This window comes from Paenibacillus sp. FSL M7-1046 (assembly GCF_038007405.1).
Classification (GTDB): domain Bacteria; phylum Bacillota; class Bacilli; order Paenibacillales; family Paenibacillaceae; genus Paenibacillus_AQ.
In genome coordinates this window covers 600,445-622,482 of record NZ_JBBOXB010000001.1, presented here as the reverse complement: position 1 = coordinate 622,482, position 22,038 = coordinate 600,445, and the positions used below count along the sequence as shown (strand labels likewise).

The 22,038-nt window shown below is 50.1% G+C and carries 20 protein-coding genes and 1 pseudogene; 17 read left to right on the top strand and 4 right to left on the bottom strand.

Features of this window, described 5'->3' with window-relative positions; all coding sequences use genetic code 11:
• The first annotated feature begins 255 nt into the window (after positions 1–255).
• Positions 256–708 carry an IDEAL domain-containing protein gene (locus tag NYE29_RS02385; RefSeq protein ID WP_038587350.1) on the top strand — a complete coding sequence of 151 codons (453 nt, stop codon included), beginning with the start codon at positions 256–258 and terminating at the stop codon, positions 706–708.
• A gap of 308 nt (positions 709–1,016) precedes the next feature.
• Here NYE29_RS02385 and hemH read toward each other — a convergent pair whose 3' ends face one another.
• Positions 1,017–2,045, bottom strand: a complete 1,029-nt coding sequence (hemH, locus tag NYE29_RS02380) for a ferrochelatase (protein WP_340894189.1) — start codon at positions 2,043–2,045, stop codon at positions 1,017–1,019.
• 487 nt (positions 2,046–2,532) lie between these two features.
• On the opposite strand from hemH, the gene NYE29_RS02375 reads away from it, so the two are divergent.
• Positions 2,533–4,779: an FMN-binding protein gene (locus tag NYE29_RS02375; RefSeq protein WP_340894188.1), complete on the top strand. Its 2,247-nt coding sequence runs from the start codon at positions 2,533–2,535 to the stop codon at positions 4,777–4,779.
• A 220-nt stretch (positions 4,780–4,999) separates the two neighbouring features.
• Complete coding sequence (locus NYE29_RS02370; protein WP_076114174.1) at positions 5,000–5,956, top strand: 3'-5' exoribonuclease YhaM family protein; 957 nt, start codon at positions 5,000–5,002, stop codon at positions 5,954–5,956.
• An 88-nt stretch (positions 5,957–6,044) separates the two neighbouring features.
• Here NYE29_RS02370 and NYE29_RS02365 read toward each other — a convergent pair whose 3' ends face one another.
• Positions 6,045–6,701, bottom strand: coding sequence for a 3'-5' exonuclease (locus tag NYE29_RS02365; RefSeq protein WP_340894183.1), 657 nt, complete (start codon positions 6,699–6,701; stop codon positions 6,045–6,047).
• 152 nt (positions 6,702–6,853) lie between these two features.
• Here NYE29_RS02365 and NYE29_RS34500 point away from each other — a divergent pair.
• Together NYE29_RS34500 and NYE29_RS02350 are read left to right on the top strand one after the other, a co-directional pair.
• Positions 6,854–7,323: pseudogene (locus NYE29_RS34500) on the top strand (TerD family protein); the annotation flags it as partial.
• A 201-nt stretch (positions 7,324–7,524) separates the two neighbouring features.
• Complete coding sequence (locus NYE29_RS02350; protein ID WP_256718270.1) at positions 7,525–8,196, top strand: vWA domain-containing protein; 672 nt, start codon at positions 7,525–7,527, stop codon at positions 8,194–8,196.
• A gap of 42 nt (positions 8,197–8,238) precedes the next feature.
• Here the strand turns inward: NYE29_RS02350 and NYE29_RS02345 are convergent, their stop codons facing one another.
• Positions 8,239–8,802 (bottom strand): GNAT family N-acetyltransferase, encoded by a 564-nt coding sequence (locus NYE29_RS02345; protein WP_340894180.1) that lies wholly within the window; start codon positions 8,800–8,802, stop codon positions 8,239–8,241.
• 1,368 nt (positions 8,803–10,170) lie between these two features.
• On the opposite strand from NYE29_RS02345, the gene NYE29_RS02340 reads away from it, so the two are divergent.
• On the top strand, positions 10,171–10,572 hold the full coding sequence (locus tag NYE29_RS02340; RefSeq protein ID WP_076114672.1) for a hypothetical protein: 402 nt from the start codon (positions 10,171–10,173) through the stop codon (positions 10,570–10,572).
• Between the two features lie 999 nt (positions 10,573–11,571).
• On the opposite strand, the gene NYE29_RS02335 is transcribed toward NYE29_RS02340, so the two are convergent.
• Entirely contained in the window at positions 11,572–11,805 is a 234-nt protein-coding gene (locus tag NYE29_RS02335) for a hypothetical protein (RefSeq protein WP_340894179.1), read from the bottom strand.
• A 234-nt stretch (positions 11,806–12,039) separates the two neighbouring features.
• Between NYE29_RS02335 and NYE29_RS02330 the strand changes: the two genes are divergently transcribed.
• From NYE29_RS02330 to NYE29_RS02280, 11 genes are all read left to right on the top strand, one after another.
• The gene (locus tag NYE29_RS02330; RefSeq protein ID WP_340894178.1) at positions 12,040–12,933 is read left to right on the top strand and encodes a LysR family transcriptional regulator; all 894 of its coding nucleotides are present in this window, start codon (positions 12,040–12,042) and stop codon (positions 12,931–12,933) included.
• A 123-nt stretch (positions 12,934–13,056) separates the two neighbouring features.
• Positions 13,057–13,572, top strand: coding sequence for a GNAT family N-acetyltransferase (locus tag NYE29_RS02325; protein ID WP_076114526.1), 516 nt, complete (start codon positions 13,057–13,059; stop codon positions 13,570–13,572).
• Positions 13,573–13,576: 4 nt separating this feature from the next.
• Complete coding sequence (locus NYE29_RS02320; protein ID WP_076114527.1) at positions 13,577–14,473, top strand: transporter substrate-binding domain-containing protein; 897 nt, start codon at positions 13,577–13,579, stop codon at positions 14,471–14,473.
• Between the two features lie 33 nt (positions 14,474–14,506).
• Positions 14,507–15,289, top strand: a complete 783-nt coding sequence (locus tag NYE29_RS02315; protein WP_340894176.1) for an amino acid ABC transporter permease — start codon at positions 14,507–14,509, stop codon at positions 15,287–15,289.
• The gene (locus tag NYE29_RS02310) at positions 15,289–15,999 is read left to right on the top strand and encodes an amino acid ABC transporter permease (protein WP_076114528.1); all 711 of its coding nucleotides are present in this window, start codon (positions 15,289–15,291) and stop codon (positions 15,997–15,999) included. The genes NYE29_RS02315 and NYE29_RS02310 overlap by 1 nt, the downstream gene beginning before the upstream one ends.
• Positions 15,996–16,748, top strand: a complete 753-nt coding sequence (locus NYE29_RS02305; protein WP_076114529.1) for an amino acid ABC transporter ATP-binding protein — start codon at positions 15,996–15,998, stop codon at positions 16,746–16,748. Before NYE29_RS02310 ends, NYE29_RS02305 begins: the two co-directional genes overlap by 4 nt.
• 11 nt (positions 16,749–16,759) lie before the next feature.
• Positions 16,760–17,776 carry an LLM class flavin-dependent oxidoreductase gene (locus NYE29_RS02300; RefSeq protein WP_340894174.1) on the top strand — a complete coding sequence of 339 codons (1,017 nt, stop codon included), beginning with the start codon at positions 16,760–16,762 and terminating at the stop codon, positions 17,774–17,776.
• 48 nt (positions 17,777–17,824) lie between these two features.
• Complete coding sequence (locus NYE29_RS02295) at positions 17,825–19,006, top strand: amidohydrolase (protein WP_340894173.1); 1,182 nt, start codon at positions 17,825–17,827, stop codon at positions 19,004–19,006.
• A 20-nt stretch (positions 19,007–19,026) separates the two neighbouring features.
• Complete coding sequence (gene solA / locus NYE29_RS02290) at positions 19,027–20,178, top strand: N-methyl-L-tryptophan oxidase (protein ID WP_340894172.1); 1,152 nt, start codon at positions 19,027–19,029, stop codon at positions 20,176–20,178.
• Entirely contained in the window at positions 20,178–20,657 is a 480-nt protein-coding gene (locus tag NYE29_RS02285) for a DinB family protein (RefSeq protein ID WP_340894171.1), read from the top strand. Before solA ends, NYE29_RS02285 begins: the two co-directional genes overlap by 1 nt.
• Positions 20,658–20,675: 18 nt before the next feature.
• Positions 20,676–22,013 (top strand): LLM class flavin-dependent oxidoreductase, encoded by a 1,338-nt coding sequence (locus tag NYE29_RS02280; RefSeq protein WP_340894170.1) that lies wholly within the window; start codon positions 20,676–20,678, stop codon positions 22,011–22,013.
• Positions 22,014–22,038: the final 25 nt, after the last annotated feature.

Sequence of the window (22,038 nt, the reverse complement as noted above, 5' to 3'; positions counted from 1 at the left end):
CGGCGTGGCAACATGTGGTGAAGTTCTTTTTTTGAGTCGGAAGTCGCAGAAGAAAGGTATCCTCTTAGATTTTAGGGCATATATTTAACCATTTCATCACATATTGAAACTAATTATTATAAAATTTTAATGAAAAACATTAACAAAATAATGAAAATAGACGATAATACCTATAAATTAATTAAAATTATTGCCAAATCGTGATTATCAGACAAAATGATTGAAAGCTCAAATATATGGAACGGGGTGGATGAGATGATCAAATTAGAAACGCAGGATATCGTGAATATTACTATAAAGCAAATTGCCGGTATTTTTAAAATGGAGCCGCTTGAGTTGAGATTTGTGAATGATTTTCAAGGAGAACAATATCTCTTAACGAATGACAAGCTGCATCTCAACAACCAGCATTACTGGGCAAAAGTTATGGAATGTGTTTTCGACAATCATGTCAGACCGGTTCTGATGTGTGAAGTGCTCTACTTCCTGCGCAATGAATTTCTGGAGAGCGACATCAAGCTCAGCTTCTCCTATGATTTTGCCGAAGGTGCAGACGGAGCGGCAACGGTATCTGCGGAAGTCAGCTTTAATGATTCACCGGAACTGCAGCCGGGAGAAATTGCCGAACTGATTGATTTTGCACTGTCCCTCCAGGACAAACAATGGTTTGAGGAACTGACCTCCAAATACAAACAACTGACTGCATGAGATTGGTGCACAGTTCTATCATACCCGCATTTAATAAGCCGCCCTCTCCGCAGGGTTCATCTGCGCAAGGGGCGGCTTATTTCTTTGATATATAGATTGAACTTATAATTCTTCTATTTTGGGATTGCCGTGACTCCAGAGAATATTTGGATTTCCTGAAATTAACCGCGAATCGCTGTAGAAATCCAAACCTTGCCCATGCTTCCGAAGTGAGCTTTCCTGCGGAAAGCTTTCAGGCGGACGCTATCGCTCCTCCAGTTCCAAAATTCCCCTCTGCTACTTTTCCCTTTACTATGGGTTCAAATGCACTATAAAACAGCTTCCTTCAGCCAGCCTTGAGCATTCTCACTGACCTTTTGTGCCAGAAAGTCCAGCCATTCTTCACTGTCGTTCAAACAGGGGGCGGCAAGGAAGGAGTCTGCTTGTCCACCTCCGGCAGCAAATTGCTCTCTTCCTTCCACAGCAAGCTCATGCAATGTTTCCAGGCAATCGGTCACAAGTCCGGGCGAAAAAATCATCGGCCGCTGAATCCCGCGTCCGGCCAGCCCCTTCAGGACTTCCTCTGTAGATGGCCCGATCCATTCCTCGCGGCCAAAACGGGATTGAAATGAGATTTGCCAATCCCCGGACGCCCAATTCATCGCTTCTGCGAGCAGGCGGGCCGTTTCCAGACACTGCTCCGGGTAGGGGTCTCCGGTCTCTGCATACCTGCTGGGAATCCCGTGAAAGGTCAGCACGAAGTAATCCGGTTTGGTGTTTATTTTACGTAGTTCTCGCAGTAAAAGCTCTTTCATGGCAAGGATATACCCCGGTGCATTATAGTAGGCTTCCATAAACCGGAGTGCGGGTACAAAACGTTTGGATACCGGTCCGGCAGCGCTGCGGCGTCCGAGAGCGGCAAAGCAGGCGGCGTCGTAGACGGATGCTGTGGTAGTAGAAGAATATTGCGGAAACAAGGGGACCACGATGATCCGGGTCACTCCGGAGGACTCCAGTTTGGCAAATGCCTGTTCCATGCCGGGCTCACTGTAGGCAAGACCCAGCTCCACCTGATAATGGCTGCCGAGCAGCTTTTGCAGTCCGGCCACCTGGGCCTGTGAATGAAGCAGCAGTGGGGAACCTTCTTTGAGCCAGATTTCGCTGTAGAGCTTGGCAGACCGGCGTGGCCTTACACGTAAAATAATTCCGCGCAGCAGCGGCTGCCACAGCAGAGGGGGATAATCAATGATCCGGCGGTCGGACAGGAACCTCCGCAGATAAGGGCGTACCGACTTGGCGGTGGGGGCGTCAGGTGTTCCGATTTGGGCGAGAATGACGCCGATAGAGGGCTGATTCAACGTAGTGAACGCTCCTTTACATTAACATGACATCGTTATAAAGTATCATAATCCTCTTAGTAAGTACAATACAGGACATCACATTATTATCATATGACGGAGTAAATGGGAGTATTTGAGAGATAAAAAATTTATTGAATTAAAATAAAATGAAAATAGTGATGTTTCTAATAGGGTGTGTGATTTTATGTACAGAGAAGCCAAGCTTTGATTTGATACCATCAAGCCAGAAATTGCCTCTAGCAGACATGAACTAATAAATGTGAATTAATTCACCTATATATGTGAATTGTTTCACCTTTTGAATGGGATATTCGTAAGAGCTCTTCTATGGTGCATGGGATAGCTGACGGGGGACGGGAAAGGGGGGATGACCTCTTAGGAGGAAGCAGGATCTTCTTCTTAAGAAGGGATGAGAGATGGCCAAATGGAAGATCAGCTGTAAAGTGCTACATACTACTGGGGATATGGTAAAGGAGAATACTCATTGAAAAAACTGATTTCTTTGACTGTAAGCGCAGCCTTGTTGCTTGCGCCAATCGCTTACACAATTAATGCACCTGCACTGAATTTGAAGGTGGATGCGGTTTCTGCCGCTTCGGAAGAAGCAACGGCTAAACCGGAAGCAACACCAAAGGCAACAGCCAAACCGGCTGCAACGCCCAAAGCGACTGAAAAACCAGCAGCAACAAAGAAACCGGCTGCAACGCCCAAAGCGACTGCGAAGCCAGCTGCAACAGCGAAGCCAGCTGCAACAGCCAAACCAGCTGCAACAGCCAAACCAGCTACCACAGCTAAACCAGCTGCAACGGCTAAACCAGCCGCTACTGCTAAGCCTGTAACGGTTCAACAAGATGTGTATCAAGACGGGGTATATGTAGCTTACGGCGATGCTTACTCCAAAGGTACCGAAGGCGCGAAAGTAACGATTAAAGACGGCAAAATCGCTTCCATTGATCTGCTGAGAACATCTCCGAAGCTGATCGACAGAAATGTCCGTGAGAATTACAGCGGCCTCTGGGCGGCATATGGTCTGATGAAAGACAGACTGCTCGGCAAGACAAGAGTCGGAGCTGCTGCAGTGGATGCCGTTTCCGGCGCAACCCGCTCGAGCAACGGCTGGAAATTGTCGGTAGACAGAGCGTTTGAAAGAGCGCTGAAAGTAAAACCGGCTGACGCCACTTATTTTGAAGGCGACATCATGGGTATTGATCCTCAAGGTAAATATGCGGTATTCGCAACCTACGATGCTGCCAAGCTGACTGCGGTTAAACTGTATCCGCTGACAACAAGCGGAGATTTCGTGGATGAAAAAACCTACACTGCAGAGCAAACTGCAGCGATTGCGGCAATCACACCTGTACTGCTCGCAAACGGTTCGTCCGCACAACCTGTAGCCGGATTTGAAGCTGAATCCAAAGCTGCAATCCAGGCATTCTGGGATGCAGAGCAAAACGCCCTTATCAACAATACTTCCGCTTATGTTGACGGATTCTACTCTTCCTACGGTACTGCAAGAAGCGTAGGCGTGGAAAGAGCCGATATCGTTATCCGCAACGGCAAGCTGGTAGATGTGAAGCTGTACAGACTGGGTTCCAATCTGGTAGACAGAGGCGCAACTGCTTATGCAGAAGTTGTGAAAGCAAATGCACCAATGACAGCCAAATTACTTGCCAACGGTTCTTATTTGGCCAATTATGATGAAAAGGTAGACGGTATTTCCGGCGCTACCGAAAGCAGTCATGGCTGGAACCAAGCTGTAGAAAGAGCTTACGAGAAGGCACTGAAAGTTCCTGCAGAAGGCCAATATTTTGAAGGCAAATTCGCCGGCGTAGACAACCAGAACAAAGTCCTGCTGCTGGTCGACATTGCTCCCGACAAAGTAAGCGGCATTAAAGTAAGCCTCTTTGCAGCTGACGGCAAAATTATTGCCGATGACAAGCTGACACCTGAACAAAAAACTGTAGTTGGACTGCTGACTGCAGGTTTGCTTGAACAAGGCGTGGATTTGACGGATGTTCCGGGTCAAGAAGTTTTGTCCAAAGCGGCAAAAGCAGCTCTGACAGACGCTTTGACCAATGGTTCCAAAGTACAGGGCACTTATAAAGACGGCACTTTCACCGCTTTCGGTGATGCTTATGATAAAGGAACCAATAAAGCAGACGTTACTCTGCGCAACGGCAAGATTGTGAATGTTGCTCTTTCCCGTGTAGGTATGAATATGGTGGATTTAGGTAAAGCGGCTTATGCTGAAGTTCAAAAAGCAATTCCGCAGCTGACTACCAGTTTCCTTGCTGCAGGAACAAGAGAAGGTGTGCAATCAGTAGATGCCATCTCCGGCGCTACAAGCAGCAGCAATGCACTGAAAGCTGCCGTAGACAGAGCTTATGGTAAAGCTGAAGTTGTAGAAACCGACAAAGCAGCTTACTTCGATGGAATTTTCATTGGAGCAAGTGCCGACAAATCCGTCAATGTTATGGTTACTGTCAAAAATAATATTCCTGTGTTGATGCTGGTCTATTATCTCGACGGTGCCGGAAAAGTGAAGACCCCATATCTATTAACACCGGCTGAGCTTGCGGTGAAGACAGAAATTGAGTCCACTTCCAGCAACAATGGCCTGCATAAATACGGATACCGCCCGGCAGCCTTCGGAGCCAATGATGCTGAGAAGGATGTTTCCGCCAAAGCAGTAGAAGCAATCAAAGCTGCCCTGGAAGCAGCAGGCAAATAATTCAGCAACGTCTATAGAGGAGGTTATTCAGGGCCCTGCAAATGGCTCTGGATAGCCTCTTTTTATGCTGTAAGCAAAGGCTATTGATCAGCTTGGTACAGGCCCGGGCATAATTATGAATCGTTATCGTATAGTAATTTAAAGGGATTTCGAAGGTGAATGTCAAAAGTTTAATATACACAGCAGGATATAATACCTGCTAGTAATGGGAGGCTCCAACATGACACTAATTAAACAGCTATCTCCGCAGGACGAATTTGTCGGGTTCTATCTGTTACGGGAGCTGACGCTCAAACAGACAAACGGTACTCCTCCAAAGGATTATTTTGATATTGTACTCGGTGATTCAAGCGGTCAGATAACATCCAAATATTGGGATGTCAGCACAACTGATAAAGAAACCTTTTTCCCCATGGCTCTGGTGAAGGTGCGCGGCATAGCACATACCTACCGTGAGAAGCTGCAGGTCAAGATTACCAAGATCAGGCTGGCTAATGAGACGGACGGTGTATCACTCACTGATTTTATCCGGTCTGCTCCAATCCGTCCCGTTGATCTTATCCATACGATTAAAGGGGTGATGAGCAGCATTGCCGATCAGGAGATTTCCGCTATCGTCTCCTTCTGTGTCGGTAAGGTGGAAGAGAAGCTGATGCATTATCCCGCAGCCAAGACCTATCACCATGCTTATTTTGCCGGACTTGCCTATCATATGGTGCGGATGCTGGAGATTGGTGATTTTCTCTGCAAACAGCGTCCGTTCCTGAACCCTGATCTGATGAAGGCGGGGATCATTCTGCATGATATCGCCAAGCCGGAGGAGATGATTTCCCAGTTTGGCATTGTGTCGGATTACAGTGTGCAGGGGAAGCTAATCGGCCATATCTCGATGGCGTCGAACTGGATTACCGAGGCCGCGATTCGTTTAGGTTTTACTCTGGATTCGGAAAAGGTTATCGCGCTGCAGCATTTGGTCTTATCCCATCATAATCTGGGCGAATGGGGAAGCCCTGTTCAGCCGCAAACGGCGGAAGCGGTGGCGCTGCATCATATCGATGCGATGGATGCCAAACTGCAGATGGTGGAGGATGCGCTGGATACGACCCCGGAAACCGAAGAATGGACACCGTTTATCCGGGGACTGGAGAACAAGGCGGTTTACCGGTCGAAAATCTAGAATCGTCAAAAACGCAAAGAGCAGGTCTTCTTGAGTAACGGAGAAGACCTGCTCTTTATTTTGATCCACAGCGGGTTGCAGGGCTGTCTCAGAAGCGCTGCTCAAAAGGTGCTGCAGGGAGCAGCGGAACCCGCTTTTTGCCGGGTTTCTTTGCTGCTTTTTTGGGCGGCGATTTAAAAGGAGTATACCCGCCTGAATACATCGTTCCGGCTTTATAGCCTTGGCTGTCCGCGAGCAGCAGCGGTTCGAATTGCTGCTGCTGTTCCATCAGCTTCAATAAGATGATAGCCGCAGCCCGGGCATCATCGAGTGCGTCATGATGCTTCAGACGGATGCCGAAATGCTGTGAGATTACATTCAATTTATGGGAAGGCAACTCCTGGAGCATTTTTTTTCCAAGCAGATAGGTGCACATATATTGAAAATTCGGGTAGCTGGTCCCTGAGGCGTCCAGACAATAACGGAGCACGCTCATATCGAAGGCGGCATTATGCGCCACGACGATTTCGCCTTGCAGCAGCGGTTCGAGCAATGGCCACAGCTCAGTAAAAGTAGGCTGCCCCTGGACCATTGACGGCGTGATCCCGTGAATAGCAATGTTCATCCCGTCAAACCGCTGGCGCGGGTCAATCAGCCAGACATGCTCGGCTGTAATAACGCCTTCTCTAACCTGGACAAGACCCAGGGAGCAGGCGCTGGAGCGGCTGGAATTAGCCGTCTCAAAGTCAATTGCTGTAAAGTTCATTTGGTAAAGCCCCTTATCTATCAGGTATATCATTAATACTAAAGTAGTGAGGGGGTAAATACAATCTAGCAATTTTACAAAACCTTGTGAGTATGATATTCCTTATATATGAAAAATTGGAAGAGTACATCGAGGGATGAGGAGATGAGGCTATGCTGCAGCTGCTAAAGGGTCAAAAGGTAGATGTAACAAAAGGGAAAAACGTAAATGAGATTACGTTATCCTTCGAATGGTCAACCGCTAATCAAGAGATGGGGATAGATGCCGCTGCATTTTTGTTGTCAGAGCGGGGACGCTGCGAACGTGATGAGGACTTTATTTTCTATGGAAATCCGGTATCACAGGATGGAGCTGTAACACACACAGTCTTGAAGCAGGGAGTAAGGAAAGTCTCTCGGTTTCATTGTCCCGTCTGCCGCAGCAGGTTGCCCGGATCGCCTTGACATTGACTATCTATGAAGGCGAACAGCTGAATCACCGCATGAAAGATGTATCCGGCCTTTATCTGAAGCTCCAGGATCGTCAGAGCGGCGAGGAACTGCTCCGTTTTGAGTATGGCTCTGATTTATCCGATGAGACAGCGATCGTAGCGGGAGAATTATACCGCCATAACGGGGAGTGGAAATTTAACGCCATCGGCAGCGGTTTTAATGGAGGCTTGGCTGCACTATGCGTCAATTTCGGACTTGAGGTGGAAGAGGCGGGTTCTGCGGAGGTTGCTGCTGCGGCTGAAGTGCTGGCACCGCTTGAACCGCCTTCACCAACGCTGACGCCAGCACCAGCCGAGCCGTCCGCTCCACCGGAACCTGTAAAGAATTCTGTCCTGTCTACCATTGACCTGCGCAAAAAAATAGTTCAGTTCACACTCGAAAAGAAGCAGTTGACCGGAGTAACGGCCCGGGTTGGGGTTGTGCTGGATATCAGCGGCTCCATGAGAGATCTGTATGCCCGAGGCATCGTGCAGGAAGTCGTGGAACGGATATTGGCCGTTGCCTGCAAATTTGACGACAATGGTTCGCTGGATGTCTGGGTGTACGATAACGAATTCAGCCGGCTCCCTTCGGTTACGGAACGGGACTTTGAACAATATGTACAAAGACATATTCTAAAAAATCCTTCGATTCATAAATTCGGGCGGAACAATGAACCTCCGGTGATGGAGGATGTGATCCGCAAGTATACCAAAGAAGATAAGGATTCTACTCCGGTATTTATCATATTTATCAATGACGGAGGCGTCTTGAAATTAACCAAGAAGGTGATTATGAAGGCAGCCGTCCAGCCGATATTCTGGCAGTTTGTCGGGATCGGCAATTCGGATTTCGAAGTGCTGGAAGGATTGGACAACATGACCGGCAGAGTCGTGGACAATGCGGACTTTGTTCACTTGGACCGGATTGAAGGAGTATCGGATGACGAGCTGTACGACAGGCTGCTCAATGAATTTCCGCACTGGCTGAAGGCGGCCAAGGACAAACGGATTCTCACGACGTAAGAGGAAGTTCAACATTTTTGCAAGAATAGGCTGGCCCATGGGCTAGCCTATTCTTGTGGTTAGGGGTTGTTCCCTCTCAGCACCGGGGAAGGATTGCAGATCCAGCCGGAAACCTTTAACCAGAGTATTCCCGTTCATAATATCGGTCTCGAAATGCCGTTTGAAGCCCAGCCGTTCGTAGAGCCTGATCGCCGAGACCATCATATCCGAGGTGTGCAGGTTCAGGGTGGAGGCGCCCAACTCACGGGATCTCCGGGCGGCTTCCCGAATCAGGAGTGCAGCAACGCCGCGGCCGCGTACGTCAGGGGAGACGGCAAGCAGGCGCAGTACAGGGGAGTGGATGCCAAGCTCCGGCTTGCCGTAAGCCGTTTCCGAGGAGGTGAACAACAATGCGCTGCCGACAATCTGCTGGCCGGTTTCAGCGATAATGCGCGCGAACGGGGCATCACCGTGTACGGAATCAAGGATTGAATTCCGGTACGCTTCCCACTGCGGCTCAGGCATGTCGGCAGAATATTGGCTGTATGCGGACAGCAGCACTTCGGCGATGGCTTCGCGCTCATTATCTGCAGCGTCACGAATAATGATCTCTTTTGACATATTCACGATTATACCTCCCTTACATAAGTCAGGTAGAAAGATCAGGCGAGTGACATTATTATAACTGACAAATCGCATAGACATAAGAGGAATTTAATGATTCTGATAAATGAATAGAAAAGTTCTATCCATCTTTGTGACTTATTTAACTAGGTCTGCCCAATTAACAAACAAACACGGTTTTCGAGACACTGTAAATAACGGTTAGGGTCTCGGCGGAAGCGAAGGCGTTTGTTACCTTCGAGAAGTCGGGATTCCCATCCCTTACGTTCGCGAAGGTAACACTCATATTCCACACAGCTCAGCTGATTCAAGAGATTCTCTTGTTTCAAGGCATCCTCGACCCAAACAATAAATTCTCCATTTCGCCAGATGTAGCGATTCCAACTGCGCAGCCCCGTCATTCGGCGGTGACGCATCTTGGTCCGGCGGAAAAATCGTTCATGGTCATTATTTGTCCTTGGTAGGTACGGCGTATCGTAACACGCAAACAATCTTTGCCAAAATCCGGTGCTATATCGCTCAAATTCTCGACCATTTCGGTATCTTCTTTTCGGGTATAGGACCGTCTCAATTCGGTGCGGAGCCACTGCATTTGCACACGAACGCATTCTGCGGTTTACGGTGCGGGCGCACTCAAAATATGGGCAGCATCTTGAAGAGGCTTCAGCCAATGCTTTACTATGTGGTATGAGGAGCAGAATCTATCCAATGTTTCAAACAACTTCAGGAGTTTCTCACTGTAGGCGAACCACCTTTTTTAGCGCTTCGTTGAAGCGAACCTTGAATCGCTAAGGCTTCTTCGTATACGCGAATCCCCGGAAGATCGAGCGGTGGATTCCCATCTTCGAGCAAAAACGGCGCGCCACCCCCGCCAAGACTTCGCGGAGATGGTCGGTGACCGATGCGCGAAGTAGCGTCAGATATCGCTCGTACAGTCGTTCACAATTCCGCTCGGAAGTAATGACTCCCCGTCGATTGAGCTCCTCGTGCAGTTCGGAAAGTGTGTTTATAAGATTTCCATTACGCTTAACATGTTGCTCAACATCATTTACTAGCACTCTGACATAACGCTTACCATTCTAAATTAAGTGGAATAATATTGAATTTTTTTGCAATATATGCTAGTATTTAAATGTAATATAACTCATGTTTCCCAAAGGGGCGTGTGACATGAAAAATAAAGTTTAGTAGCATCTAACTTACTTTGATTTTTTTTGGTATTTAAGTTTTTTCTCGGAATTAGTTTAATTGAAAGTTTGAGTTCGATTAAACGATAACTAAATATTTTTTTATAATCACTCGTGAAAAAAAACACATACTAATGATGGCTAAATTATTTAATTCAATATATATCTAAAGGAGATGTTTACGTTGAATCATATAAAAAAAATATCAGTATCTTTAGCTACTCTAATGATGGTTCTAGCACCTACAAGTGCAATTTTCGCTGAAGAAGCTGTTACAAACAACACGTTGCTGTCACAAGAAACGCAACCCTTAGGCAATGTTACTTTACAAGGAACAGAATGGGCACAGGTTGGACAGCAAACCGTACCTATTTACATGAATGGGCAAATAAAAGTCGTGTTAAATGGTCAATTTGGAGATATTTGCACTGTACATGCTATTGATCAATATAATAACCGAACTTACTTAGGACAATTGAACAATAAGGAATCCTTAATAACTAAACTATATGGTTACTACAAGATTGAATTAAATTTAATTAGTTCTAATCAATCAACTGGATCAACCTTCTACGTCATCTATTAGTAACTTTGTATACCTCCTGCATTTGTCTATATAAAAAAACAACAGGCGATTAAAATTGCCCTGTTGTTTTTTTTCTAGGTCTGCCCAATTAACAAACAAACACGGTTTTCGAGACACTGTAAATAACGGTTAGGGTCTCGGCGGAAGCGAAGGCGTTTGTTACCTTCGAGAAGTCGGGATTCCCATCCCTTACGTTCGCGAAGGTAACACTCATATTCCACACAGCTCAGCCGATTCAAGAGATTCTCTTGTTTCAAGGCATCCTCGACCCAAACAACAAATTCTTCATTTCGCCAGATGTAGCGATTCCAACTGCGCAGCCCCGTCATTCGGCGGTGACGCATCTTGGTCCGACGGAAAAATCGTTCATGGTCATTATTTGTCCTTGGTAGGTACGGCGTATCGTAACACGCAAACAATCCTTGCCAAAATCCGGTGCTATATCGCTCAAAATTCCCGACCATTTCGGTATCTTCTTTCGGGTATAGGACCGTCTCAATTCGGTGCGGAGCCACTGCATTTGCACACGAACGCATTCTGCGGGTTGCGGTGCGTGCGCACTCAAAATATGGGCAGCATCTTGAAGAGGCTTCAGCCAATGCTTTACTTTGTGGTATGAGGAGCAGAAGCTATCCAATGTTTCAAACAACTTCAGGAGTTTCTCACTGTAGGCGAACCCCCTTTTTTAGCGCTTCGTTGAAGCGAACCTTGAATCGCTAAGGCTTCTTCGTATACGCGAATCCCTGGAAGATCGAGCGGTGGATTCCCATCTTCGAGCAAAACGGCGCGCCACCCCCGCCAAGACTTCGCGGAGATGGTCGGTGACCGATGCGCGAAGTAGCGTCAGATATCGCTCGTACAGTTGTTCACAATTCCGCTCGGAAGTAATGACTCCCCGTTGATTGAGCTCCTCGTGCAGTTCGGAAAGTGTGTAATGCTGCTTGAACCGAAGCTCTCCGACGAGGGCAAGAACATCGAATCCGTAAGAAGTATGTTTAATCACGAGCGCATCGGCCTCGGCGGATCGAAATAGGATCCCGGATACGGGCACTCCAAATTCGGGCAGGCGTATGCCATATTCCAGATATCGAAGATTCCGTTCAGGGTATTGACGTATTTATGCCAAGCAGTATGGTGCCGCTTCAATTTCGTTCCGCAGTGCGGACATTGCCGCAGTTCGCTATGGAAATACATTCTTTTTTTCGGGGTAATCCGGTTTTTAGTTGAAGGCATGAATACCTCCTCCTTCCTTACCCTTTATTACCCCTTAGGAGAATATTTCCACACCGTTAGTCAAACGGGCAGACCTAGCATTTAATGGAAATCCGACTGAAATACACGGAATATGTGTTGACAAAAAAATATGCCGTGAATAAGATATATACAAAATCTATAAGAACGCATCGCCATAATTCATTGTTAATTCATCGGAATAGTAAAATTAAATCCAACTAAGGGGGGCTAGGTGTGAACATTGAAAATATTGAGGCCTTTGTGTACATCAACCATTATGGAAGCTTCAATAAAGCGGCCGAAGTCCTGTATATCTCGCAGCCGACAGTTACCGCCCGTATACAATCGCTCGAACGGGAGCTGGATTGCCGGGTATTTGACCGGCTGGGCAAGCAGATTAATCTCACCGATAAAGGCAAGCAGTTCCTCCCCTATGCCCAGCAGATTCTCCAGGTCTATCAAACCGGCAAGCATCAAATACAATCGAAAGGACATATTCCCAATGAGCTGAGAATCGGCAGCACTGTCTCGGTGTCCAATTATTTGATGCCCCATCTGCTGTTTCATCTGAAGCGCAGGTATCCGCATATCACGATCAAGCTAACGACAGCGTCTACGGAAGTGCTGATCAGCAAGCTGAAGTCGAAGGAGCTCGATCTGGCTTTTATCCGTAAAGTCGTAAATCCGGCGATTCAGGCTTTTCCATTCTGCGAGGACCCTATTTCGCTGTATGTGCACAAGGGGCATCGCCTGGCCAAGGGAGGCCGTGCTTCAATACAGGATATCCGTCAGGAGACGCTGGTTTTCTTTGAATGCGGCTCTTTGGACTGGATGCGGCTGCACCGTGTATTTGAGAGTATGGAGCAGCCGCCGAATATTGAATATCAGGTGGATAACCTGGAGACGGCCAAGAAGCTGGTGCTGAAACAAGCGGGGATTTGCTTTCTACCGGCACTCAGTGTGCAGGAGGAAGTGGCGGCAGGGACGCTGATCCGGGTAGATATCGCGGAGACGGAAGGGATTTCGCTGCGGACCAGCCTGATTTCCCTGAACGGGGAAAATGCGGAGTTTATCGAAACCCTGCTGGAACTTAGCATAGGTAAAGCCGGCGATCGACTTCTTGTATAGATGTATTAAAAAACTCTATTAGCGCATGGATACCTGCGGTGATAAAGTTAATTGCATAATCATAATCACGACTAATTCGATAGGGATTATAAAATTAAAATTCGAAAGGTTGGAGGGCATGCGATGGGTGAAGTATACCGGCTGGCAGAACAGAAGGATGCGGAGCAATTACTGGATATTACATATCGTGCCTATCAGCTGATTCGTGAACTGGGGCTGCATTGGCCAGCGGCAAACGCTGATCTGGCGCTGGTTGAAGACAATATTTCAACCAATGAATGTTATGTGCTTGAAGTCAGCGGAACGATTATTGCGACAATCACTTTGTCAAAAGAAGAAGAGGTCAAGAAGCTCAGCTCGCTGCCTTTTATCAAATGGTTCGCCGTGAGTCCGGAATACAGCAACAAGGGTTATGGCGGAAAGCTGCTGGATTGGGTAGAGGAGCATATTATTCTCGGACAATTGGGCTCACCCGAAGTCACTCTGGCAACGGCGAAAAAACATCCGTGGCTGGTTGAGATGTATGAGCGGCGGGGTTATGAAAGGTTCCTGGAGCTTGACCTGCAAAATGGCGACGGCATCATGTATCTGCTGAAAAAGACACTTATAAACAAACCACATTTCATTCAAAGGGGATAGAAACATGAAGAAGTCAATCTCACTGGTATTTGCATCAATACTCACGCTGGCGATTGCCGGCTGCGGAAATAACAGCAATAGTGCTGGCGGCAACAACACGGACAGCAGCAAGAGCGGGAATGTGGCAGAAGCTGCAGCACCGGCTAATGCGCAAGGGGGTAATGCTTCGGCAGAGCCGGCCAAGGTAACGAAGATCATCGTGGGCACAGGCACAGGTTTTCCAAAAGTCTGCTACATCGACGAGAACGGCAAGCTGACCGGGTTTGATGTGGAGCTGATTAAAGAAATTGACAATCGCCTGCCGGAATATGAATTCGAACTGCAGACGATGGATTTCAGCAACCTGCTGCTGAGTCTGGAAACCAAAAAAATCGACCTGGTCGCCCATGTTATGGAAAAAAATCCGGAGCGGGAGCTGAAGTATTCTTTTAACAAAGAAGCTTACGCCCACTGGAGAAACCGCATTGTGGTGGCTAAGGACAATGAGTCGATTCATTCGCTGGATGATCTGAAAGGTAAAAAGGTGCTGACGGGTGCAACCAGTGCACAGGCGCAAATTCTTGAGAACTACAATAAAGAGCATGACAATGCGATTAACATCGTGTACCAAAACGGTACGGCTAACGATACAGCTGCCCAGATCAGCTCCGGCCGTGTAGACGCCACGCTGGCTGCCGATTTTGTCCTTCCGATCATTGATCCGCAGAGCCAGCTGAAGGCAACGGGCGACGAGCTGTCATCGGCAGATATTCTCTATGTGCTGCGCAAGGATGATGCTGATTCGCAGAAGCTATCGGATGCGATTGACGGTGCGATCAAGGAGCTTAAGACAGACGGTACACTGGGCAAGCTGAGCACGGAATGGCTGGGTGGGGATGTTACAGCGAATTCGGTTCAATGATTAAGCCTGTGAGTGTGGGAAGGGAGGGAGTTTATGGGCGAACCATTTGATATCAGCTATGTATTTTCATTTTTGCCTAAACTGCTGGGGACGTTAAACACCACACTGCTGATTGTCGCCTGCTCGCTGCTGGCAGGAATTATAGTCGGTTTTCTCGTGGCTCTGCCCCGCCTGTACAAAGTGCCGGTGCTGGAAACCTTCTCTGAAATCTATATTTCTTTTTTTCGGGGAACGCCGATTCTGATCCAGCTCTTCCTGTTCTATTACGGGCTGCCTGAAATCCTAAAACTGGTTCATGTGGATATGACCCGGACGCCGGTGCTTGTCTTTGTGATTCTAACCTACGGCCTGCATACGGGGGCATACATGTCCGAAATGATCCGGGCTTCTGTGATGGCGGTGGATAAGGGGCAGGTGGAGGCTGCCTATGCTACGGGAATGACGGGGTTCCAGGCTTTTACGCGGATCGTATTGCCGCAGGCGCTCGGCATCGCGATTCCGGTATTCTCCAATCTGGTGATTGCGCTGCTGAAAGATACATCGCTGGCCTTCACGCTTGGTGTGATGGAAATGACGGGCAAAGCACAGACGCTTGGCAGCTTGACACAGCATTTTATCGAAACCTACATTGCCCTTGCCCTGATCTATCTGGTCATCAGCTATACAATTGAGAAGCTGCTGCTTGTGGCGGAGCACCGGCTGCTGCGGCATGAAAAGCGGAGCACCCCTGAGAAAAAATCGTTTAGAGTCCACAAAAACTGGTCCTACCGGCGGATTATTGCGGAAATGGGATCGGGTAAAGGAGGCGCAGGATAATGAAACTGGATCCATCATTTATCTGGACGGCGTTCCTGCAAATCTTGAGCGCCATTCCTACCACCCTATATATTACAGTTGTCTCCGTGTCAGTGGGCCTTCTTATCGGCATTTGTGTCGCATTGATCCGGATTTACAGAGTGCCTGTCCTGTATCCGCTGGCGGTCGGGTATGTCACCTTTATCCGGGGCACTCCGATGCTGACGCATCTGCTGCTGATTTATTTCGGACTTCCTGTCCTTATTGACGGACTGGCCGCCCACTTTGGCTGGGGGTTCAGGTCGGTGTCGGTTCCGATGATCGGTTTTGCCTATATTTCGTTCTCAATTACAGCTGGTGCTTATATGTCCGAGGTCGTCCGTTCCGGTCTGCTTGCCGTGGACCGGGGCCAGCTGGAAGCTGCACATTCCATAGGCATGACCACCCCTCAGGCCCTGCGGCGGATTGTCTTTCCCCAGGCGCTGGCGGCAAGTCTGCCCAATCTGTCCAATTCCGTTATTGGTATGCTGCATGGGTCAACGCTTGCTTTTACCGTTTCCGTAGTGGATATCAACGCCAAGGCGCAGATTGTGGCTTCGACGAACTGGAAGTTCTTTGAGGCGTACCTGGCGGCGGCGCTGATCTTCTGGGGGCTTACATTCCTGATCGAGCGGCTGACGTCCCTGATCGAGAAACGGATCAATCTTTACAATCGAGGTGGAGTGGCATGATCAAGCTGGAGCGTATTTCGAAGTCGTTTGGACGGAATCAGGTGCTGAACAATATTGATTTAACCGTCACCAAAGGCGAGGTTGTTGTCATCCTTGGCCCCAGCGGCTCAGGCAAAACTACCCTACTGCGCTGCGTGAACTATCTGGAGAAGCCCAGTGACGGGGAGATTGCCATCGGCGATTTCAAAGTGAACTGCAGGCATGCACGCAAAAAAGAGATTCATCAGCTGCGGCAAAAAACGGCGATGGTCTTCCAGCAGTATAATCTTTTCCGGCATAAAACCGCGCTGGAAAATGTGATGGAAGGGCTGCTTATCGTCAAAAAGCTTCCGAAGGAGGAAGCGAAAAAACGGAGTATCGCTTTGCTGGAGAAGGTGGGGCTTGGAGCCAAGCTGGACGCCTATCCAAGCCAGCTGTCAGGCGGGCAGCAGCAGCGGGTAGGCATTGCCCGCGCCCTGGCGCTGGAGCCGGAAGTGATTCTGTTCGACGAGCCTACGTCGGCGCTGGACCCGGAGCTGGTGGGCGAGGTGCTGGCCGTCATCCGCAAAATCGCCAAGGAAGGCATCACAATGATTGTCGTGACGCATGAAATGGGCTTTGCCCGGGATGTCGCCAATCATGTCGTGTTCATGGATGGCGGTGTGATTGTTGAGGAAGGGACACCGACAGAGTTATTCAATCATCCGCGCGAAGAAAGAACGAAGCAGTTCCTGAAGCGGATTACACCGGAACTGAACTATTCCATTTAGGAGGCCAAAATATGGCGATTACAATAAGTGTCCTCGACCAAAGTCCAATTTATCCGGGGGAAACGCCGGAAGAAGCCTTCTTGCATACGATTAAGCTGGCGCAATTATCCGAGCAGCTGGGATTCCGCCGTTTCTGGGTTTCAGAGCATCATGACTCCGGGCAGGTAGCGGGTTCTTCCCCGGAGGTATTGATTTCTCATCTGCTCGCCAAGACAGAAAGCATCCGGATCGGCTCTGGCGGCATTATGCTTCAGCATTACAGCCCTTATAAGGTAGCGGAGAACTTTAACGTGCTGGCTTCGCTTGCACCGGGGCGGGTGGATCTGGGGGTTGGCCGTGCTCCCGGGGGACTGCCGAGGAGCACACAGGCATTGCAGCAGGGCAGCTTTGAACCCTCCAGCCTGACGGACAAGATTATCGAACTCGAAAAGTATGTACATAACCGGCTGGAGGAAGACCATCCGCTGGCGGGGCTGAAAGCAGGCCCGATTCCAGGGACACCTCCCGAAATTTATGTGCTTGGCGCGAGTGTAGCCAGTGCGGAAATCGCTGCCGGACTGGGGTTGCCGTACGTATTCTCTTTATTCATCAATGGGGATCAGGCGATAGCGTTGGAAGCGATCGAGACTTACCGCAACAACTTCGAGACTTCGCCGGGAAAAGAACCCCGGGCAATTATTGCGCTGTCTGTCCTGGCTGCCGAAACCGAGGAGGAGGCCAAAGAACTGGCCGGAGCGCATAAGCTGATCCGGATTAATCTGGCCAGCGGCAAAACACTGACGGTTGCTACCCGGGAGCAGGCAGAGGAATTTACCCGGCAGAGTACGGAAGATTACACCATAGAAGAGCGGGAGCCGGAAATTACAAAGGGGACAAAAGCCAGCGTACGGCAACAATTGCTGGCGTTGTCCTCAGCATCAGGTGTCGACGAGTTTATCGTCACGACCAATGTGCAGCCCTTCGATAAGCGGCTCCGTTCCTTTGAACTACTGCATGAAGCACTGGCCGAAGTGCCTGCGGAGACCTGACAAGAAGGGCTAGTCCGATAAACATTATCGAAGGGAAGGAGGGCTTTCATGACTAGCAAAACCGTCGAGCCCAGCGCGGAGGCGTTCTATGAAATCATAACCGGGATCCGGCGCCATTTGCACCGTTACCCGGAGCTGTCCAACGAAGAGTATGAAACCACGAAATATATTACTGCCCTGCTGGAGCAGGCCGGAGTAACTACCCTGGATTATGGGCTAAAGACCGGCGTTGTCGCGGAGATCGGCGGACTGCAAGAGGGGCCGGTAATCGCCCTGCGTGCCGATATTGATGCCTTGCCGATTCAGGAGGAAACCGGATTACCCTATGCCTCACAACATCCCGGTAAAATGCACGCCTGCGGACATGATTTTCATACCGCGGCACTGATCGGCGCTGCTTATCAGCTTAAAGAACGGGAGAAGGAATTGAAGGGAACCGTACGCCTGCTGTTCCAGCCTGCGGAGGAGAAGGCGAAGGGGGCGCAGCAGCTGATAGCCAGCGGGGTGCTGAAAGATGTCCGTGCAGTCATTGGAATGCACAATAAGCCAGATCTGCCGGTCGGAACTATCGGCATTACAAGCGGCCCGTTGATGGCTGCTGCGGATGGTTTTGTGGTTGAGATCAAAGGAGCAGGATCACATGCTGCTGTGCCGGAGGCCGGAGTCGACCCTATCGTGACAGCTTCACACGTGGTGACTGCACTCCAGTCTATCGTCAGCCGCAATGTCAGCGCATTGCACAGTGCAGTGATCAGTGTGACGCAACTTCACAGCGGGAACTCATGGAATATTATCCCCGAGTCTGCAGTGCTGGAAGGCACGATTCGTACCTTCAATGAACAGGTTCACGGTGAGGTGCTTGAGCGATTCAGTCAGGTGGCGACCGGTGTAGCTGCTGCTTTAGGAGCAGAAGCGGCTGTTCGCTGGATCGAAGGCCCGCCGCCGGTAGTCAATGATGCCGCGCTTGCACGGCTTGGAGAGCAGACGGCAGAGGAGCTGGGCTACACCTCCGTGAAGCCGGTGCCTTCACCGGCTGGTGAAGATTTCGCCTTTTATCAGCGGGTAGTTCCCGGATTGTTCGTCTTTATGGGCACCGCCGGAAGCCGGGAGTGGCATCATCCTTCCTTCAATCTCGATGAACGTGCACTGCCGGTAGGCGCCGCATTCTTCAGCAATCTGGCTGTACGTTATTTGGAACAGTTCTCCTCGGAGGGAGGTGCAGTGACATAACGAACCACTCTGTTTATGACGTGATTATCGTCGGGGCGGGTTCAATGGGCATGAGTGCCGGTTATCATCTCGCCCGGCGGGGGATCAAGACATTGCTGATCGATGCTTTCGATCCGCCGCATACGGAAGGAAGCCATCACGGAGAGCCGCGGTTGATCAGGCATGCCTACAGCGGTGACCCCGCCTATACTGACTTGGCCCTGCGTGCCCATGTGCTGTGGAAAGAAGCGGAGCAGCAAAGCGGAACCGAGCTGCTTGTACCTTCGGGAGTCCTGAATCTGGCAGACAGCGCAGTATATTCTTTCCGCAGCCAGCTGGCGGAAGCCGGGAAGCGTAAGGTAAGGGTGGAGCAGCTGAATGCGCAGGAAATCCGCCGGAGGTGGCCTGCCTTGACCCTCCCGGATTCGTTCGAAGCCATGTATGAGCCGGATGCCGGATATCTCTACAGTGAGAGATGTATCGCCGCTTACCGCGGGCTGGCATTGGCTCATGGTGCAGAGCTGCTGACAAATACAGCAGTACTTCATGTGACTGCGCGCGAAGGAAGTGTCACGGTCCACACTAAGAACGGGGAGGTTCATGGAGGGGCGGCCATTCTGAGTGCCGGGGCCTGGTTTGGCGCGTTGTCGCCATTCATCACACTGCCGATTAAGGCGATCCGCAAGGTTGTCGGCTGGTTTCAGAGTGCGCCTGCCTTTGACAGCGGAAACTTCCCCGGATTTACACTGGGCACCGAGGAAGGCGGATATTACGGCTTTCCCGGTATTGGCGGAGCCGGCCTGAAGATCGGGCGGCATGACACGGGCCTGGAATGGAAGCCGGGTGAGAAGCTGGCTCCTTTCGGCACTGAAGAGAGTGACGAAGGGGATCTCCGCCGTGTCCTGGAGGCGTATATGCCCGGCGCAGCCGGACGGCTGCTGAAGGGGGCAGTCTGCAAATATGAGCATACACCGGATGAGGATTTTATTATCGACCGTCATCCTCTTCATCCGAATGTACTTCTGGCCGGCGGCTTTTCGGGACATGGCTTCAAATTTTCCAGTGTTGTGGGGGAAATCCTGGCTGACTTAGCGGCAGACGGACAGACCCGCCACAATATCCGGCCGTTTTCGTTAGCACGCTTTGAGACACCGGGTCAATCGCAAGCCGGACAACTTTTGGAGGGGATCTAATGGGCAATGTGCAAATCAGGGATTATTTGAATACGCATCAGCAGCTGGTTCAGGCACTGGAGGATTTGACGGAGGAGCAATTAAAATGGAGGGCCGGGCCGGCCAGCTGGAGTGTAACCGAGGTGCTGGCTCATCTGGCCGATCACAGCATAGTGGTTTCATTCCGCATCCGCGATATTCTGGCGGGTACCGAAGTGCAGCTGCCGGTCTTTAATCAGGATGCCTGGGTCAGCGGCCAGTATGCCAACAGCGGGAATGCCGCCGACAGCCTGGAGTTGTTCCGCAGCCTGCTTCACTACAACAGCCTGCTCCTCGGACGGCTCAACCCGGAAGACTGGGAGAAAAGCGGCATTAACTTCAAAGGGGAAACGGTCAGGATTACGGACATCGTACGTTTGTTTGCCGCACATGTACAGACCCACCTTGGCCAGATCGAACGCATCAAGCAGAGTGCTAACGCAGCTTCTTATATTCAATAATTAAGAGGAGGAATGGATATGACCAAGCCAAGACAACTGAAACTGGGGGCGCTGCTGCACGGGGTAGGAGGAAGCACCTCGATGTGGCGTCATCCTGAAGCCCAGCCTGATGCGAGTGTGAACTTTGAGCTATACAAGAAGTGGGTGCAAAAGGCCGAGGAAGGCAAGCTGGATCTGATCTTTATAGCTGACGGTTTATATATTAATGAGAAATCCATTCCCCATTTCCTGAACCGGTTCGAGCCATTGACCATTCTCAGCGCCTTGGCTGCCGTCAGCAGCAAAATAGGCCTGGTAGGCACCTTGTCCACCTCCTACAGTGAGCCCTTTACCGTGGCCCGCCAGTTCGGATCTCTGGATGTGATCAGCGGCGGACGGGCAGGCTGGAATGTTGTAACTTCTCCGCTGGAAGGCTCTGCTTTAAATTACAGCAAGAAAGAGCATCCTGACCATGGCAAACGCTACCGCATCGCCGCGGAATATTTGGAGGTGGCGCGCGGATTATGGGATTCCTGGGAGGATGACGCGTTTGTACGCGATAAGGAGAGCGGTGTCTTTTTTGATCCGGACAAGATGCACACGCTGGATCATCAAGGAGAATTCTTCTCTGTAAAAGGACCGCTGAATATTGCCCGCTCGAAGCAGGGACAGCCGGTTGTGTTCCAGGCAGGTTCTTCAGAGGTCGGCAAGAATTACGCCTCGAAAGAGGCCGATGCCATCTTTACCGGACATGACACGCTGGAGGAAGCACAGGCATTCTACCGGGATGTGAAGGCACGGATTGCTTCGTTCGGCCGGAATCCTGATGAGGTGCTGATCTTCCCGGGCATTGCGCCTATCATTGGCGATACCCCGGAGGAAGCGGAGCGCAAATACCAGGAGGTTGCCGGCCTCGTGACGATTGAGAACGCGCTGAACTATCTGGGCAGATTCTTTGAACATCATGATTTCTCACAGTATCCGCTGGATGAGCCGTTTCCGGAGCTTGGCGAATTGGGCCGAAACAGCTTCCAGAGCGGAACGGACAAAATCAAGAAAAATGCCAAGGAGCAAGGCTTGACACTGCGCCAGGTCGCTCTGCAATCCGCTACCCCGCGCAGCAGCTTTATTGGCACACCGGAGCAGGTGGCGGATCAAATCCAGCACTGGTTTGAGTCCGGTGGGGCAGACGGCTTTATGATAGCTGCCGCTGTACCGAGCGGACTGGAGGAATTCGTGGACCGGGTGGTGCCGATTTTGCAGGAACGGGGACTGTTCCGTAACGAATACGAAAGCGATACACTGCGCGGAAATCTCGGTATACCGGTACCGGAGAACCGTTATTCCAAGTCGACGGAGCCCGCAGGGAGAGTTTGAGGATAAGGCCAGCTGGTTTAACAGG

Bases quoted from the DNA above. Each gene is read 5' to 3' on its own strand.
- NYE29_RS02385 (WP_038587350.1), top strand. From the start codon at position 256: ATGATCAAATTAGAAACGCAGGATATCGTGAATATTACTATAAAGCAA.
- NYE29_RS02370 (WP_076114174.1), top strand. From the start codon at position 5,000: ATGACACTAATTAAACAGCTATCTCCGCAGGACGAATTTGTCGGGTTC.
- NYE29_RS02365 (WP_340894183.1), bottom strand. From the start codon at position 6,701: ATGAACTTTACAGCAATTGACTTTGAGACGGCTAATTCCAGCCGCTCC.
- NYE29_RS02335 (WP_340894179.1), bottom strand. From the start codon at position 11,805: ATGCCTTCAACTAAAAACCGGATTACCCCGAAAAAAAGAATGTATTTC.
- NYE29_RS02325 (WP_076114526.1), top strand. From the start codon at position 13,057: ATGGGTGAAGTATACCGGCTGGCAGAACAGAAGGATGCGGAGCAATTA.
- NYE29_RS02320 (WP_076114527.1), top strand. From the start codon at position 13,577: ATGAAGAAGTCAATCTCACTGGTATTTGCATCAATACTCACGCTGGCG.
- NYE29_RS02315 (WP_340894176.1), top strand. From the start codon at position 14,507: ATGGGCGAACCATTTGATATCAGCTATGTATTTTCATTTTTGCCTAAA.
- NYE29_RS02310 (WP_076114528.1), top strand. From the start codon at position 15,289: ATGAAACTGGATCCATCATTTATCTGGACGGCGTTCCTGCAAATCTTG.
- NYE29_RS02305 (WP_076114529.1), top strand. From the start codon at position 15,996: ATGATCAAGCTGGAGCGTATTTCGAAGTCGTTTGGACGGAATCAGGTG.
- NYE29_RS02300 (WP_340894174.1), top strand. From the start codon at position 16,760: ATGGCGATTACAATAAGTGTCCTCGACCAAAGTCCAATTTATCCGGGG.
- NYE29_RS02295 (WP_340894173.1), top strand. From the start codon at position 17,825: ATGACTAGCAAAACCGTCGAGCCCAGCGCGGAGGCGTTCTATGAAATC.
- NYE29_RS02285 (WP_340894171.1), top strand. From the start codon at position 20,178: ATGGGCAATGTGCAAATCAGGGATTATTTGAATACGCATCAGCAGCTG.
- NYE29_RS02280 (WP_340894170.1), top strand. From the start codon at position 20,676: ATGACCAAGCCAAGACAACTGAAACTGGGGGCGCTGCTGCACGGGGTA.